Below are 15,497 nucleotides of genomic sequence, written 5' to 3'. Positions count from 1 at the left end.
CGCAGTAGGGTGGGGAGCGAATGCCAGTATCGCGGCCGCAACGCATGCAAAAAGATTTTTGACCATGACTATCCCCGCCCCGCCGTGAGCGAGGACTTCCAGAATTGAAATTCGAGAGGGTGCGCGGCGGCGGTGCTACCCGATCGACAGAACGAGGACCCCGACCCAGAACAGCACCGAGATCGGCAGCGCGAATAAAATGCCGCGGATCACGGGAAAACGGGGTGTCGATGCCTTGGGTTTACGTCGAGGCCTGGGATCTACACTATCGCCGATTTTGATCGAGGCGACGCCGGAGACGGCAGTGACCGCAGCGACGTCGACATAGGCAGTATGTAGAGCATGGGGTGTCGGTCCCGCGCCCGCGATAAATCCCGGTTGCATGATGGTTCTCCGCCGATGTCGGTCTAGGCACGTCATCCGTGGCTCTCGCCGGCAGCGGAGCATGGATGTTCCCGAACTCTTCGGCCTGGTGCGACTTATGCGCATCCCAATGGGCGGGGTGGTGGCGAAAATTCGCTCAACCGAGCCTAACCTGTGTTGGTCGTACTTGATAAACGTAGGTGAGAGTATAAAGATGCATCAATAAAAAATATAAACATAGGATAAGGATGCTGCTATTGGTTTAGTAAGGGGGCTGATGATCAGAGTTACGAAACCATGGCCGAATTCCTAGATACTGGCGCTTGGCCGACCGATAAATCCGAGAACACGTCGCTGATGTCGGCTCCATTGTCGGCGCTCGATCTCCGCGATGGCCAGATGGAGGCCTTGGCTCGATCCGACTCCGCCGTGCGCGTTCGAGAGCGGATCGCTCATTATGCCGGTGCCGTCCGGATCCCCGCCAACGGCGTCGAACTCTATGTCGTCCGCAATTTCCTGACGCTGGGCGAATGCGCCGCGCTGATCCGCCTGATCGACGCCAATCGCGTGCCGTCGCCCGTGGTCTCCGACGATCCCGTACCGTCGTATCGGACGAGCGAGACCTGCTATCTCTATCCCGGACCCGACGCGGTAACGGCCGTAGAGAGCAAGCTCGACGATCTGACCGGTCTCGATCCGATCTTCGGCGAGGCCTTGCAGGGCCAGCGCTATGCGGTCGGGCAAGAGTTCAAGCCGCACCATGATTTCTTCGATACCGGGCAGCATTACTGGCGAAACCAGGTGCCGATCGGCGGACAGCGGACGTGGTCGGCGATGACCTTCCTCAACGAACCGTCCTTGGGCGGTCGCACGAATTTTCCGACCGCGGGCGTGATGATCGCACCGAAGGCGGGCAATCTGGTGATCTGGAACAACATGGATGCGCTGGGGCGGCCGAACCCCGGGTCGTTGCACCAGGGCATGCCGGTCGAGCAGGGCGTCAAATACGTGCTGACCAAATGGTATCGCGAGCGGCCGTGGTGCCGGTGAGGTAGAGGCCCGGACGGGGCGCGGTTCTCATTATTCTTGGCGGAGACGCGCTGGAGGGGACGGGGCGCGATAATCCTCGTTCCGTGTCCTCCCCCTCCGTCTGGCGAGCGCCAGCCACCTCCCCCTGGCGGGGGAGGATTTCTTTGTCTGTCAGTCCGGCACGGCGAACACGCTTCGCAACGGTTTCGTCTCCGGCAGGATGTAGACGATTCCTACGGTGCCGGTGAATAACGGTTTCACCACCCCATCGTAAAACCCCGGCGGCACGTTCACGCAGCCATACGAGATTCGGTTGTCGCTGGGCGTGGGCGACGCGAGCCGGCCGGCGCGGTCGTCGACGCGGCGTCCCTTGATCACACGGTGCATCGACAGCGCGGCGTCATAGTCGATCCACAGGATGTCCTGTTCGAAGTCGTGACCGAGCGAGGCCTTGAACCGACCCGCGGGGGTCGTGCGTTCGGCCGGCGTGATCGTCGCGAGCTTGCGCTGGCCGATGCCGGGCACGCTCGCATCGCCGCGCGCCATGCCGAGCAAGGCTGGTGCCGTACCGCGCAATCGACCGGTGGCGTCGAATGCGAAGACCACGGCGTTCACCTTGTCGATGACGATGAACGGCAGGCCCTGATTATCGTGCGACGCGGCAACCCAGTCCGCGGTGTCGCGCGCATCGTTCGAAACCGCCTCGGTACCGAACCGTCCGATGGGTTCGGCGCGTACGGCCTGCGCCACGCCTGGGGAGGTCGCCGCGAGCGCAGCGAGTCCCGTTATCAGCGTACCGCGCCATCGCCGTCCGACCCTGTCCCGGCCGATCACTTTAATGGCGCGCCTGCTTGCGTGGATAGTCGGGGACGGCCGGCGTGTTCGGCGGGGTCGGTTGCACGAAGGGACGATCGGGCGCGGGCTGGACGGCCGGCGGCGTGCCCGGGGTCTCGACGATGACCGTACCCGGACGGATCGGCGGCGGGAATGCCACGCCACCCTCGACGACCTCGATCGGCGGTGGCGATGGCACGCGGACCATCACCGGCGGAACGTCCAGGATCGGGCGTGCAGCGGTCGGCAGGTTTGGCACAGGTGTGGGCGTGACGATGACTGGCGGCGTGGGCGTGGGCGTCGGTGACGGTGCTGGCGATGGTGCCGGGGCGGGCGCCGGGGAGGGTGCGGGAGCCGGAGCCGGGGCGGGTGCAGGAGCCGGTGCCGGAGCGGGCGCTGGAGCCGGCGCGGGCGCTGGAGCTGGAGCCGGAGCCGGGGCTGGCGCTGGGGCCGGAGCAGGCGCTGGGGCCGGAGCAGGCGCTGGGGCCGGAGCAGGCGCTGGTGCCGGAGCAGGCGCTGGGGCCGGAGCAGGCGCTGGGGCCGGAGCAGGCGCTGGTGCCGGAGCGGGCGCTGGTGCCGGAGCGGGCGCTGGTGCCGGAGCAGGCGCAGGCGCCGGTGCGGGAGCAGGCGCCGGAGCAGCCGTAATCGTCCCGGTCGTCCGGAACCCGGCGACGCAGCATGAGCTCGCCAGCGCATACTGGTCCGCGTTGGCCCCTGTCAGCGTGTAGCCGCTGAAGCCGACGCCGATGCCCGTGCCTTCGCCGGTGCTGTCGAACGTCGCGGTCGCGTTCGGGCCGGCGACCAGCGATACGCCGGTCGGCATGCCCGAGATGCCGTTGGTGTTGAACCCGCTCAGCACCGCCGCATTGGTGCCGTCCGCCACCTTCTGCGCGGTCGGGAACAGCAGCATGCGCTGGGTGATCGCCGCGCCTTCGGTCAGCACGAACTCGGTCGAGAAGTCGGTCGGCGTCGTGTACGAAATGGGGTTGTAGTTGATCGACACCGGCGCCGCGGTGACGGTGGTCGGCGGCGACAGTGCGGAGAACACGATCGTGCCGCCGTTGACGCCCGGCCCGGTGCCGTCCGCGCCGGCGATCAGCGTGAGCCCGACCGGCAGGCCCAGGCTCTGCGCGGGGATCGTCGTGCCGCGGGTCAGCGTGACCGCCGCGTCGATCAGCACGTCGTGGCCGGCACACAGCGCGATGTTGCCGTCGGTCGTCGTGATCGCGTGAAACACGTTCACGTTCTGCCCGGCGTTGAGCAGGATGCTGCCGTTGGTCGTCGTCAGGTCGGCATTGACGTTCACGTCGCGGCCGCAGCACGCGACGATGTTGCCGTTGGTCGCGGTGATCGGCGCGTTGATGTTGACGTCGCGAAACGCGTTCATCGTCAGCGTCGTCGGCACGCCCGACGCGGTCCACGCGACCGCATCGTTGACGAAGATGTCGCCATTGCCGGTGGTCGTGTCGCCCGCCGCGGGGATCGTGCTGATCGTGATGCTGGTCGTGACGAGCTGCGCCGACAGCGTCGAGCCCGAGATGTTGCCGCCCGCGCCGATCACGTAATCCTGCGGATCGATCAGCCACATGCCGGTCATGCCGCCCGGTGCGAAGGTCGACACCTTGGCGCTGTCCGCGACGGTGACGGTCGCCGCCGACGTCTCGATGAAGCCGCCATCGCCGCCGACCGGTGCGCTCGCGTCGAGTTCGCCGCTGACGGTAACCGTGCCGGTCTTCATGTCGCCGAGCAGCAGGATGGTGCCGCCGCGGTTCTGCAGCGTGCGCGCCTCGACGATGCCGGTGTTGTTGACCGCGGTGTGGAGCAGGTCGCCGGCCCCTTGCGCGGTCATCACTACCTTGCCGCCGTCCGCGCGGATCAGCCCGCCGTTGCGGACCAGCGCGCCGACCGCGCCCTTGTCGACCGCGACGTTGAGCAACCCGTCGCCCGCCACGTCTAGCGTGATCGCCTCGCCGCCCGCCAGCACGACGGTGCCGAAGTTCGCCTTGATCGTCCCGCTATTGCCGACGTTCGCGCCGAGCAGCGCGACATAGCCGTTCTTCGCGGTGATCCGGCCGTCGTTCTGGACGCTCGCGCCGCTGGTCCCTGCGAAACTGTTCTTGCCCGCAAGGAAGTCGGCATCGGAGATGTTCAGCGTCGAGGCCACCAGCCCGCCGACGTTCACGTTCGCGGTCTGGCCGAACAGGATGCCATTCGCGTTGACGAGGAACACTTTCCCGTTCGCCGACAGGTTGCCGAGGATCACCGACGGATCGGTGCCGAGCACGCGGTTCAGCGCGACCGAGCTGCTGGTCGGCTGGTCGAAGACGACGCTATTGCCCTTGCCGATCGAGAAGGACTGCCAGTTGATCGCCGCGCGGTCGCTGGTCTGCGTCACGGTCAGCGACTTGGTGCCGGTCGCGATGCTCGCCTGGCCCGCGACGACTTCACCGCCGGTCGGCAGCGTCTGCGCCTCGACCGGACGTGCAGCCATCGTGCCCGCAAGGCTGAACCCGATCAGCCACGCGAACCGCGCGAGCCCGGTCGAGCCGAACAGCCCGCCACGCCGCGTGCGCGTAACGGTGGGAGCGGGACGGCTGGTGTTTCTGAGCGAGCAGGGAATGGGGGTCATGAGCGGTATCCTTGGTGGCGGCGGATGGCCGCAAAATTGGGGGTGCCAGCAGCGTTAGCGGCGCGGTCAGAAGGTCTTCGAAACCTGGAACCAGGCGCGGCCCGACTTGTCGGGGGCGGACGTCGCGTCCTCGTCGCCGAGTTTGCGCGCATAGGTCGCCCGGGCGGCGATCCCGTACGGTCCCGCCCAGCTCAGGCCCGCGCCGTACGCGCTGCGCTTCGCGTGGTTGGAGCCGGTGAAATACGGGTGCTTGACGTAATCGACCTCGCCGACGTCGACGAATCCGAACAGCTGGAGTGCACCCGGCACCACCTGCGGCAGCGCCAGCCGCGCTTCGGCGGTGGCGACATAGCCCTGGTCGCCATACGCCTCGCCCTCGGGATAGGCGCGCACGGCATAGGCGCCGCCCAGTTCCATCCGCTCAGAGATGTCGAGGTTGCTGAACGCGATCTGCCCGCGGGCGGAGGCGAACAGCGACAGTGGCCCGGCGATCGTCTGCAACCGCGCGAAGCTGAACTGCAGCTTCCCGTAGCTGCCGTCGGTGCGTGCGGTCAGCGCGTCGATCGAACGCTCGTACGCGCCGCGGATGTCGAGATTGCCGACCGAATAGCTCAGCGAGTACGCGCTCCAGCCGCCGCCCAGAAGCGTGTCGTGCTGGTCGCCGCTGAGCCCTGCGGTGATCACCTGCGCGCGGCGATAGCTGGTGGTATCGACGATGCCGATCTTGTCCTCGAACCACTTCACGTCGCCGCCGACGGTCACGTACAGATTGTTGTCGCGCGAGCGGATCAGCGGATAGCTGGCATAGACACTGGCGACATCGGCGTTGCCGCTGCCGTCGAGGCTGTCGAACTCCTTGCCGAGCGAGTATTCGAGATGCGCGAAGGCGACGCCCAGCGTGACCTGGCCGATCGGTGCCTGGTACGATGCGCGGCCGTAGGCGAGCCCCGAGAAAGACGTCAGTGCGCGCAGGCTCAGCACATCGCCCGAGCCGGTCGGGTTGTTCCAGTTGACCGATCCGCCGACGCGGTAGGCGCCGGTGTAGCGGTTGCCGGCATTGTCGGCCTCGACGCTGCCGGTAATGCTCCGGCCGGGAGTGATGTCGACCAGCAGGTCGGACGTGCCGACCGCGGTGCCGGGGCTGAGCGTCGATCGCACCCGTACGCCGGGCAGGTCCGACAGCATCAGCAGGCGACGCTCGAGCGGCGCGACCGCGACCGGATCGCCGACGTCCAGCCCATCGAGGATGCCGTTCGCGACGCTGTCCGATAGCCGCGACTCGTTCTTGATGCCGATCGCGCCGAAGCGCCCTTCGATCACCGCGATCGTGACCGCGCCGCTCTGCACGTCCTGCTCAGGCAGGTAGGCGTTCGCGACGAAATAACCGCGGCTCGTATAATAGTCGGTGATCCGCGCGGCGAGCGTCTTCATCTCGGATAGGTCGAGTTCGCTGTTGGGGACGAACCCGGTCGCGGCGATCAGGTCGGCCTCGGGAAACAGCGTCGCACCTGTCACACGCAGCGATCGGACGAGCGTCCTGGGACCACCGGTAGCGGGAACGACGACGGGCGTCTTGCGCTCGAAGCCGAGATCGGGCGCGGGCTGGTCGTTGAGCGGTGCGGGCGGGATCTGCTGAAGCTGACCGCCGGCACCGATCGGGACCTGCGCCTCCGCTTGAGTCGAAACCAACAGGGCAGCCGGGCTCACAGCCGCAAGCGCGGCGGCCCAAAGGGTCGACTTGTACATGAACACCTCGAAAGTCACCGCGGAGGAAGACACGGTTCTCCCATCCGCAGCAGCGGGAGCCGTTTGAAATGGGGAAAGCGCCGAAAAGAGGATAAAGCCTTCGACACCGCAGAGGACGATCCCCGTCACCATCGAACTTAGGGGCAAGCGTAGAATGGCTAGAGTGTCGCCGGCCGCGGGGGCTCGCGGTGTGTGGCTTACACTAGGATCGGCTTAACCTATGTATGTCAATGAAAACAGTAATTCAAGACAAATCTATGATAACATTGTCTTAACCTTACAATTGCCACGGATTTGAAATTTTCTGCGGCACAGCGTCGTGGCTAAACAATGCTTAAAACGCTCCGATGAGTAAGAATCGGCGTAGATCTTCGACGCTTTGGCTCGTTCTTCTGTCTGAAGAAGGAGTGTTGAGTGGAGGGGCGCCATGGGACGCGCGACGTGGGGTAGTAGCGGCTTCCATCGATCGGGCGGAACCGGGCCGAGGCAAGGTCGCGGCGATCATGAGGACTCCGAGCGACATTCGTGTTTGTCTAAATCCATGATACCGCGCGGCAATGAGTAACGAATGAGCGATATCCTCACCCGGAAATTACGCCGCTGGGCAAAGTTCGACGACCAGGACCGTGCCGCGCTCGATCGCCTGACGATGGTGACGCGTCCCGTCGTCCGCGGCCAGCACCTGATCCGCGAGGGCGACGACCCGACACATGTCTTCCTGATCCTCGAAGGCTGGGCGCAACGCTACAAGATCCTGCCCGACGGAAAGCGACAGATCGTTGCGTTCCTGATGCCGGGGGATCTGTGCGACACGCACGTGTTCATTCTCGAGAAGATGGACCACAGCATCTCGATGATGTCGGAGGGGCAGGTCGTCTCGATCCCGGCGAACGACATGCTGGCGATCATCGAGAACCACCCCCGGGTCGCGCAGGCGCTGTGGTGGTGCACGCTGGTCGACGAGGGCATCCTGCGCGAATGGCTGGTGAATATCGGCGCGCGCGAGGCCTATAGCCGGATCGCGCACCTGTTCTGCGAGCTCTACATCCGCGCCGGCGCGGTCGCGCGGGAGGGGAATGGCGATTTCTTCATGCCGCTGACCCAGACCGATGTCGGCGAGGCGCTCGGGCTGACTTCGGTGCACGTCAACCGCACGATCAGGGCGCTCAAGCGGAGCGGGCTCGTCGATGCCGCCAAGAACCGTCTGCTGATGCTCGATTTCGAGGGGTTGAAGGACGCTGCCCGGTTCGACAGCGCCTATCTCCACGCACGACTGGTGCCGTTGGGCGGTTAGGCGCGCACAGGCGCTTTCGCGAGCGGGGGCCCCGCGTGCAGATAGGCGTCGGAAAAGCCGGCGATCTCGCGCAACCGGTCCCAGCGAGGGAACCGGACGTTGCGCCAGCTGCGTTCGATCAGGCCGGCGGTGTGGAGCGTCTTGAGCATCCGGTTGACGTGCACCGCGGTCATTCCCGTCGCCCGGCCGATCTGCTGCTGCGACAGGGGGAGTTCGTAGCAGTCGTCGGTCTTCAGCCCGCGGGCATCGATCCGGCATGCGAATTCGCAGAGGAAATGCGCGATACGCCGCAGACCGTCGCGGCTGCCGACATTGCGCAGCCATTCCCGGGTGATCGCCGCGTCGATCGCCTGGCTTACCGCAAACGCCTGTGCGATCGCCGGACGTTGTGATGCGAGATCCGCTAGGTCTCGCCGCGACACCAGCGCGACCTCCGCCGTGCCGAGCACCCGCGTATCGTAATCGGCCTCTCGCAGATACAGATGCTCGAGCCCCAGCGCATCGCCCGGGATGCCGAGCGACAGGATCTGGCCCTTCCCGTCGTCATCCATCAGCTGTCCGACCGTGTAGCCGCGCGTCAGAAACGCCACCATCTCCGGCCTGACGCCCTGGCTGAAGATATCGCTCGAACCGTCATAGCTCCGCATGGAGACCGGCAGCTTTAAAATGCTCGACCGGTCCGCCGCATCGAGGACGACGTGTGCGTCGAGTCTGGATATCCAGAGGGCGAGGGGATGGCGGATTATATATCTTCGCAAAATGCCGGGCGGGACGATCCCGTTCACACCTTGCGGTGGACTAAACGACAAGCTTTGCCTTGATATAGGTTACAACGCGGCGAATTCTCTTATGTGTATACGATGCGGCGCAAAAAGTATTGGCGCACTCTTGCCGTGACCTGACGCTACGAGGCGTGAGACCGTCATACAAGCTAACCAAGCAAAGCTTAGCATGGCTTCATGTCATGGAGTACACGCTTACAGCAACCCCGGCCGGTCAGTCGGGGAGTGCTAATGCTAAAGCGGTCAAGTCCGTCCGCGGTTCGCATATCAAGCGGCTGTTTGGCACCACGCGCCGTGAAGGTCGCGCGGGCTGCTGCAACATGACGCGCGGGGCGGAGGCGTATTGGCGGTCCGTAAGTCTCGCATCGACGATCCTGCCGACAGGCCATCAATCGGTCGGCTACGAGCTGGTGTTTTCGGAGAGATCAACGCCGTTCCGTTTCGAGCCCGCAGGCGTCGCCGGGCGTCCTGCCGCGGTCTCGGCTATTCCGGGGATCCTAGAGTACGGCATCTTAACGTACTTGCTCGAGGTGGCTCGCGCGGCGGATCGCTTTGGAGGCGTGAGTTGAAGATTGTCTGAGGCGTACTGTTTTCGTCTGCTGCTCGGTCGCTGGGTACTTTCTCTTCTGGCGTCCATCGGTGGCGATAACGGTGCGAGTAGAACAGATTCAGAATGAGGAGTACACCGAGCTAGCAAGGATACCGCCAGCGACAAGATTGCGGGATCTGTCGCCAAGCGCCCCGCCCCGAGAAAAGAGCAGAGCAACGGCGAGGGCATGGCAGAAGAAGGCCGTGAGAATGTGCCCGAAGGGGATGGCGTGCGCTGCCCGGATGTGGCGTCCCGTGCGAACCTCATCGCGATCAATGGCTTGAGGGTCTCCAGTTTCGGAGCGGTCGTCGCCTATCTCACCGGCTTTGCATCCCTTGCTCGACTTTGGATCGCACTCCGAGAGTCCGCTGCCGGCGATCGGGATGAGCCCTTTGCAGACCCGGGGCCACGTCGGCATGTACCTTTCGACGACCACGCCCGACGATATCGCCCTCACGATCATGAACGTCGGAGCAGCCGCAGCGTGGATACACTCGGCGAATGTGAATGACGGCCTGAACTTGATCGTGCCGGGCAACGGCGGCATGCGACCGTAGTGCCATCGAGATCTCGTTCACCCAACTGACGGGTGACCGTTGCACTTTTCACGCCGATATCATCTACCGGGGCGGGAACCGGCAGATTGACGATGTTCGGTATTGATTAAGCAGCCAAGAAACTCAAAAAATGCGATGTTCATCATAAACTCATCTCCGAATGTACCGTCCGATCCTCGACGCAGCCCACCGTTTGAATTGGTTGCTGGGCGTGACGAGGGGGCACGCCGCTAAGAGCTGGCGCGGGCGGTCCGCATCTTGCGGTTCCGTTTTCCTCTTTCGATGCACGCCACGACAACGGTCGTCACACCGCGAACTAGACTTCCAGCGAGTTTCGTTGTCCTGACCGTGAATTGGCGCGCGATGCCAGCGAGAACCGGCCTCCGGGACCGCGCCATTTATCGAACACGGGCACGTCGCCGACCTTGAGGTTGTCGAATTCGCGGGCGATGTCCTCGCGCAGCCAGCCGACGCTGCCTCGGCGTAGATCCGTTCTCGCGTAGAGGCGTTTCGCAAATGATCGCACCGGACCTCCAAGCAGGTAAGCCGCTTCGGGACTGGAAATGTAGGCTAGGGCGAGCTCGAGTACGTCGTTCTTTTTCGCCCACAGAGCCTTGCCATGGCCGGAGAACGTCAGATCGCCGGACTCGGCCACACGCTTCATCTGCACCGCGTCGATGTTGAGCAGCTCCGCAGCGTCTACTTGCGACATAACGTCTGCGGTCGGCACGCCCTTGAGCAACGCGGCGTCAAATTCCGAGCTCAGGACCGGTATTACTTTGCCGGGAACGACGAGAATGCGTCTGACGTACTTCGAGTGTCGAGCTTGCGAACGCTGATCGTCGGGTATGAGCCAGAAGTGGATCGCTCCGCTACGCAACAGGCGCAGAGTTTCGCCCCAATTCTTCATCCTGCCGCCCGTCGCCCTCGACGCGTTCCAAAGCGGGATCGCGTCTTCGGGCGGACTGCCCTTTCGCGCGACACCATTGAGATCTTTGAAAAGGGCATCGACCGTACTGGTAACGAGCCTGAGATTGTCATCGTGGATGAGAAGACCGGGGTGCGTCTCTCGCACGACCTCCCCGTGTCCAAGCAACTGTTCGATCGCGTATCTGGGAACGCCGAGAGCTTCGGCCATCCTCGTGGCACGCTGAGACCCCTTCTTGTGCCTTGCGAACTCGTGAACTTCCGCCCTGGAGAACTGAACATGCCGCCGTTGACCCACCCGGGTCTCGATCGTCGTGAAGATGCCGGCCGCCTCAAGGCGTCGCACGTCGTCGACATCGATGCCGGTCAGCTTGCAGATGTCGCAAGACAGCATGGTCGGCATCTCGAACGACATCGCGCGCTGCGTCATCTTGAATGCCTCGGGCAGCGCATCGCGGACCAGTTTCGCCATGTCCGTTGGGGCATAACGGTCGCCGAGCTTGCGGATGCGGTTGAGGATGACGTGCCTCTCGTCGCCAACCGTGCCACGCAACCTGTCGGCGACGGTGGATCTCAGGCCGTCCGGCCAGTTCCCCAGCGTTCCGGTTCCGACCGATACGGCTTCGGCGAGCGCTGGTTGATCGAGCGAGGCCGGCGAGAACGACCAGTCCAGATCGCTGTGACTGCCCAGAATCCACCCGATACGGCAGATGAAACTGATCAGTGAGGTCGGACTTATCATGTTCAGATCGGGATGAAGGGCAGTCAGAGCCGTCTCGCGTTCACCGGGCGTCGGCGAGATCAAACGTGCGAAAGCCCGGTAGTCCGCAGCAAGATGTTCATCCAGCGCAGGCTCGGACGAGGGGGCGATATCAACCCGGCATTTTTCGCACCTTCCGATACCCCTCGCTTGTCGCCATCTCAGGGCAGTTCCGCATGCCAGGCATGTATCGACGAGCCGCTCGAGGCTGAAAGGGCAGTATGGAAGGAGAGTGCAGAGCCAATGCCACCGATGATGATTTGAGGTAGCCAAAGTCGTGGGGGCTATACGACGCCGATCAAGCAGTACGTGGTGGCGTAGCAAGGAGCCTGATCCCCACTGAACGGGCCATTGGAAATTGGCGTTTTTATTTTTCGTCTTGGCCAAGGCTTCAGGGGTATACGGATGCAGACGGTGTCTGAGCATCTCGACGTCGCAACCTATCTTTTCCGCGAGGCGATCGAGGAGACTGCCGATCTTCTGCCCAACGGTGCCGGGGTGATGGAGATCGACACCGACTTCCTTGAGTATTATGGATGTGCGGCCGAGCACATTGGCGGCGGTCGACCTGGCGATCAGCCCGATGAGAGTTTCGTCCCCGGCAGGCGTGACAGGAATCACAAGCGGACGAACCTCGGGAAGAACGGGTACGTAGTTCTGCCCCTTTCCGGTCTGCCCGTTCATGGCGTGAAGGGGTTCTTGGCGACGTACCGCTGAGGCATGGCGAAGGTCTCGATCGCGTGCGACAGGTCGTACATTTCGATGTAATCCGCGTCGCGCGAGACGGCGTGCTCCATGGCAACCTCCACGATGCGCACGACTCGACCGACGCGGCCTCTGGAAGCAGCCAAAAGTCCCTTGAGAGCCACCTTTTCAGATAGGTTCGACGAAGCCCGCGTTATCGACTTGGCGACCATCGCGGCGTCCAGGTCCCGGCAGAACGTCTTGAAGAGTACGCGGTCGTGGGCGAGCCCGCCGCTGAGCGGAGTGAGTTCCAGCGGGCGCCCAAGCCGTGCGCATAACTGCTCGTTTCTCTCGAAGAACTTCTTGGACTTTTCGTTTCCTGCAAAGACGACCGGAACGATGCCGGCATCGAGAAACAGCTTGAGCTCGTCCGTGATGTCCATCTTGTTCTGCGAATCGCCCGCGAGATGCTGCACCTCGTCGATGATGAGCAGCTGTACGCCTCGCTGGCGAAGAAACACGCGTACGCGTTCCTGGACGTCGTCGCCATTGCCCTCGTTCCAGTGGGGGTCGCCGAGCTTCTGCAGGATCATCACGCACAACATCTTGAGCGTCTGCGAACCCTTCAGTTCGAAATACAGCACGCGATGAGGGTTCGGCACGCTTCCGTCCGCCATCGGCGACTGGTTGATCCGGTCTCGGAACACGGTCAACATCTTGGACTTACCTGCCTGCGAGACTTCGCTTAGCCGCCGGCCGTCGAGCGGCACATCGCGTATTCCGATGCACGAGATGAGAAGGACGTTGATCCGTGACTGGATCGCGCGTTGGCGTTCATATTCGAGAAAGATCGTCTTGAAGGATCTCAAAGCGTCGGCGAGACGTATGTCGGTTGCCTCGTCGAACTGCGGCAACGCATGACCGGTGCGGGGGAGCGGCGTGCCGCTCCCCCCGTTCTGATCTGGCGTACTCACTTGTCGTCCTCCGTGAAGGGCGGTTCATAACCGACCTCGAGATCGGTGGGCGGGGGAGTCTCCACGTCATCCCAGTCGATGTCGCCGGCATCGTCGTGACCGCCTGGAAGGGTGTTGTCGTCATCCAGGCGGTCGGGAGCGATGATCGTCCTGGACGATTGCGAGCGGCCGGAGGCGCCAGGGGAGGCGGGCAGCCCATCGTCCTTGCGGGTCGACTCCATGGTCGCCTGCTCCGCTCCGGGGGCCATGTCATCGAGTGGAACCGGGGCGGGCTGCTCCGCGACCGGTCCCGCCAGACGCTTCACCTGCTGCGAAAGGTACAGCGCCGCCATGTTGCGACGCTGCTGGAAGGGCAGCTTGGGTGCGAACTCGTCGATCATCCGCATGGTCTCGGACTTGGAGAAGAGGCGGTCCTTCTCGGACGCGAAGGGCTCGTTGCGCTTCTTTGCCATTCGGGTGAACTCGCGATGCTCCCATTCGGAAAGCTGGTGGGTGTAGCGGGGCTGGGTGGACGGAAGCACCACCCACTCTTCGGCGATCGGATCCCAGACCTGGATCGAGTCCAGGTTCGCCGGAGAGATGCGGACCTTCACGTCGACGGTTATGTCCCCGTTCTTGCGTCGCCCCCGCACAGCCTGCGTGTTTGCGAGGTTGTCCAGCAGGCCGGTCACGGCCGCGACGTTCCGGTAGCGGATACCGTTGAGCTCGACGCCGTCGAAGGTCAGCAGCGCGGTCTCCGTCCGCCCGAGGACCCGGCGTACGCGCGCGATGTCCTCGAATCCCCGGGTGGCGCGGTTGCGGATGTTCTGCTGCCAGACCATTGCCGGCGACTGGTTGTCGAGGCCGCGGCACGGGCTGGAGTTGAAGCCGGCCACGACCTGGGTGACGAGCGCACGGAGCTGGGGAAGCGTGAGACAGGCGGCATCGACCGCGTCCAAGTCCAGATCCTTTGCGCGTTTCGGGTCGATGATCGTGCCGGGAACCTGGCGCAGCGCGTCCTTCAGCGTCCTCCAGAACCGCTCGAGCGCCGCCTTCGCCGTCGGCATGTTCACGGGGGCGGGCATCACGTCGATGCCAACCTCGTTGATGGACGGAAGGGTCGACGGTCCGATGAGTGCCTTCTCATTGTCGGGGAGGAGCTTCGCGTACTTGCCGAACATCCAAGCCAGCATGGGATGGCGCTTCAGCATGGCGGGCGGCACGTCGGGCGGCATCATCGAGGAGATGATGGTCTCCAGCGACGTCTCCGCGCGATTGGGCCCCGCATAGACGTGAAAGCCCGTGATCGCGTGGGATTTCAGATCCATGAGCGCGGTGATGCGGATGCGGCAGGCCGGCAGCAACCAGTCGTCGTCGAACACCACGACCTGTTCCAGCGTCGTGGCGTCCATGAGCCCGATCTCGAGCAGATCCACCGCGGTGATAGCCTCGTCAGAGCCCACGAAGAGGCGGTCGGCCTCCTTTTGGCCGAACTTGGCCTTTACGGTGTCGTAGCAGCGCAGCCGATGAATGCGCAGCCGCAGAGCCTCACGGCTGGGGGGCTTGATCCTTTCTGCATCGGCTGGCAGCTTCTCGTTCAGGATCGCGACCTGATCCTCGAGCCAGGTCTGTGCGTGCTTCTGTTCCGCCTCGGGCCGCGTCCAGTAGAACAACGCGGCCTCGTGGACGAGCGCGTCGCGCACGGCATCGAGCTGCGAACTGCCGCGGCGGCGGCCCACGAGTGATACCAGCACACCGGCGCTCGATCCCTGCTTGCGGACTTTCGATACCCAGCGTCGGTGCGTGCTCGCAGACGGTTTCGGGTAGTGAAGATCGTCCTTTTCGCGCCCGTAGTTCTGATCCAACCACACTCCGCTGGCGGCGTCCGTGGATTTGATCCCGTCGGCAATGGCGCGGTTCGCCAGCGACGAGCGCCAGCGCCACTTCGGATCGCGATCAATGCAGACGTCCGGATCGAGCAGCGCGTACCGGCCCTGCTTCTCAGCGCTGGTCTCGGCCTCGTCGAGGGCGTGGGCACGCCCCTCCTTGTACATCTGGCGTAGCCAGCCGAGGGTGGGGGCGGAGAGGGCACCCGTTTCCGGATCCTTCACCTGCACGCGACCGAGCGTCTGCTGATCAATTATCTCGATGTTCTCGTCGTCGAAGATCCGCTCGAGGCGGACGGTTCGCCCGTCGATCTTGTACCGGCCTCCGATGGGCAAGGTCATTGGGGCGATGCCCGTGCACGGCGCGGGCGTGTACGGCGTTGAATTGGTCTGCATAGCCATGGCAAGGCTCCTTCGTTTCCGCCAGCGCGCTCGCTGGCGGATTCCGGGTCATGGCCACCGCG

Annotated in this window: 12 protein-coding genes; 4 read left to right on the top strand and 8 right to left on the bottom strand. The window is 64.0% G+C overall.

Features of this window, described 5'->3' with window-relative positions:
* Positions 1 to 135: 135 nt before the first annotated feature.
* Entirely contained in the window at positions 136 to 384 is a 249-nt protein-coding gene (locus H8S47_RS05770; protein ID WP_187502967.1) for a hypothetical protein, read from the bottom strand.
* 336 nt (positions 385 to 720) lie between these two features.
* Between H8S47_RS05770 and H8S47_RS05765 the strand changes: the two genes are divergently transcribed.
* Positions 721 to 1,413, top strand: coding sequence for a prolyl hydroxylase family protein (locus H8S47_RS05765; protein WP_214654957.1), 693 nt, complete (start codon positions 721 to 723; stop codon positions 1,411 to 1,413).
* A gap of 150 nt (positions 1,414 to 1,563) precedes the next feature.
* Here the strand turns inward: H8S47_RS05765 and H8S47_RS05760 are convergent, their stop codons facing one another.
* The 3 genes from H8S47_RS05760 to H8S47_RS05750 all read right to left on the bottom strand — a co-directional run bounded on the left by H8S47_RS05760 (position 1,564) and on the right by H8S47_RS05750 (position 6,634).
* Positions 1,564 to 2,142 (bottom strand): L,D-transpeptidase, encoded by a 579-nt coding sequence (locus H8S47_RS05760; protein ID WP_328805436.1) that lies wholly within the window; start codon positions 2,140 to 2,142, stop codon positions 1,564 to 1,566.
* An 85-nt stretch (positions 2,143 to 2,227) separates the two neighbouring features.
* Positions 2,228 to 4,855, bottom strand: a complete 2,628-nt coding sequence (locus H8S47_RS05755; protein WP_235982628.1) for a two-partner secretion domain-containing protein — start codon at positions 4,853 to 4,855, stop codon at positions 2,228 to 2,230.
* A 66-nt stretch (positions 4,856 to 4,921) separates the two neighbouring features.
* Positions 4,922 to 6,634, bottom strand: a complete 1,713-nt coding sequence (locus tag H8S47_RS05750; protein WP_328805435.1) for a ShlB/FhaC/HecB family hemolysin secretion/activation protein — start codon at positions 6,632 to 6,634, stop codon at positions 4,922 to 4,924.
* Between the two features lie 535 nt (positions 6,635 to 7,169).
* On the opposite strand from H8S47_RS05750, the gene H8S47_RS05745 reads away from it, so the two are divergent.
* Positions 7,170 to 7,895 carry a Crp/Fnr family transcriptional regulator gene (locus H8S47_RS05745; RefSeq protein ID WP_187502965.1) on the top strand — a complete coding sequence of 242 codons (726 nt, stop codon included), beginning with the start codon at positions 7,170 to 7,172 and terminating at the stop codon, positions 7,893 to 7,895.
* On the opposite strand, the gene H8S47_RS05740 is transcribed toward H8S47_RS05745, so the two are convergent.
* Positions 7,892 to 8,542 (bottom strand): Crp/Fnr family transcriptional regulator, encoded by a 651-nt coding sequence (locus tag H8S47_RS05740; RefSeq protein ID WP_187502964.1) that lies wholly within the window; start codon positions 8,540 to 8,542, stop codon positions 7,892 to 7,894. The genes H8S47_RS05745 and H8S47_RS05740 overlap by 4 nt on opposite strands.
* A 317-nt stretch (positions 8,543 to 8,859) precedes the next feature.
* Between H8S47_RS05740 and H8S47_RS05735 the strand changes: the two genes are divergently transcribed.
* Positions 8,860 to 9,246, top strand: coding sequence for a hypothetical protein (locus H8S47_RS05735; protein ID WP_187502963.1), 387 nt, complete (start codon positions 8,860 to 8,862; stop codon positions 9,244 to 9,246).
* A gap of 436 nt (positions 9,247 to 9,682) precedes the next feature.
* Positions 9,683 to 9,823: a hypothetical protein gene (locus tag H8S47_RS05730; protein ID WP_187502962.1), complete on the top strand. Its 141-nt coding sequence runs from the start codon at positions 9,683 to 9,685 to the stop codon at positions 9,821 to 9,823.
* A 316-nt stretch (positions 9,824 to 10,139) separates the two neighbouring features.
* Here H8S47_RS05730 and H8S47_RS05725 read toward each other — a convergent pair whose 3' ends face one another.
* From H8S47_RS05725 to H8S47_RS05715, 3 genes are read right to left on the bottom strand one after another with little or no spacing between them, the layout of a single operon-like run.
* Positions 10,140 to 12,194, bottom strand: coding sequence for a TniQ family protein (locus H8S47_RS05725; RefSeq protein WP_187502961.1), 2,055 nt, complete (start codon positions 12,192 to 12,194; stop codon positions 10,140 to 10,142).
* Positions 12,191 to 13,108, bottom strand: a complete 918-nt coding sequence (locus H8S47_RS05720) for a TniB family NTP-binding protein (protein ID WP_187502960.1) — start codon at positions 13,106 to 13,108, stop codon at positions 12,191 to 12,193. The genes H8S47_RS05725 and H8S47_RS05720 overlap by 4 nt, the downstream gene beginning before the upstream one ends.
* A gap of 56 nt (positions 13,109 to 13,164) precedes the next feature.
* Positions 13,165 to 15,435: an integrase gene (locus H8S47_RS05715; RefSeq protein ID WP_187502959.1), complete on the bottom strand. Its 2,271-nt coding sequence runs from the start codon at positions 15,433 to 15,435 to the stop codon at positions 13,165 to 13,167.
* Positions 15,436 to 15,497 lie beyond the last annotated feature (62 nt).

Source organism: Sphingomonas albertensis (assembly GCF_014358075.1).
GTDB classification, from domain to species: domain Bacteria; phylum Pseudomonadota; class Alphaproteobacteria; order Sphingomonadales; family Sphingomonadaceae; genus Sphingomonas; species Sphingomonas albertensis.
The sequence above is the reverse complement of the archived record's forward strand: the minus strand, read 5'-3'. Positions and strand labels throughout refer to the sequence as shown.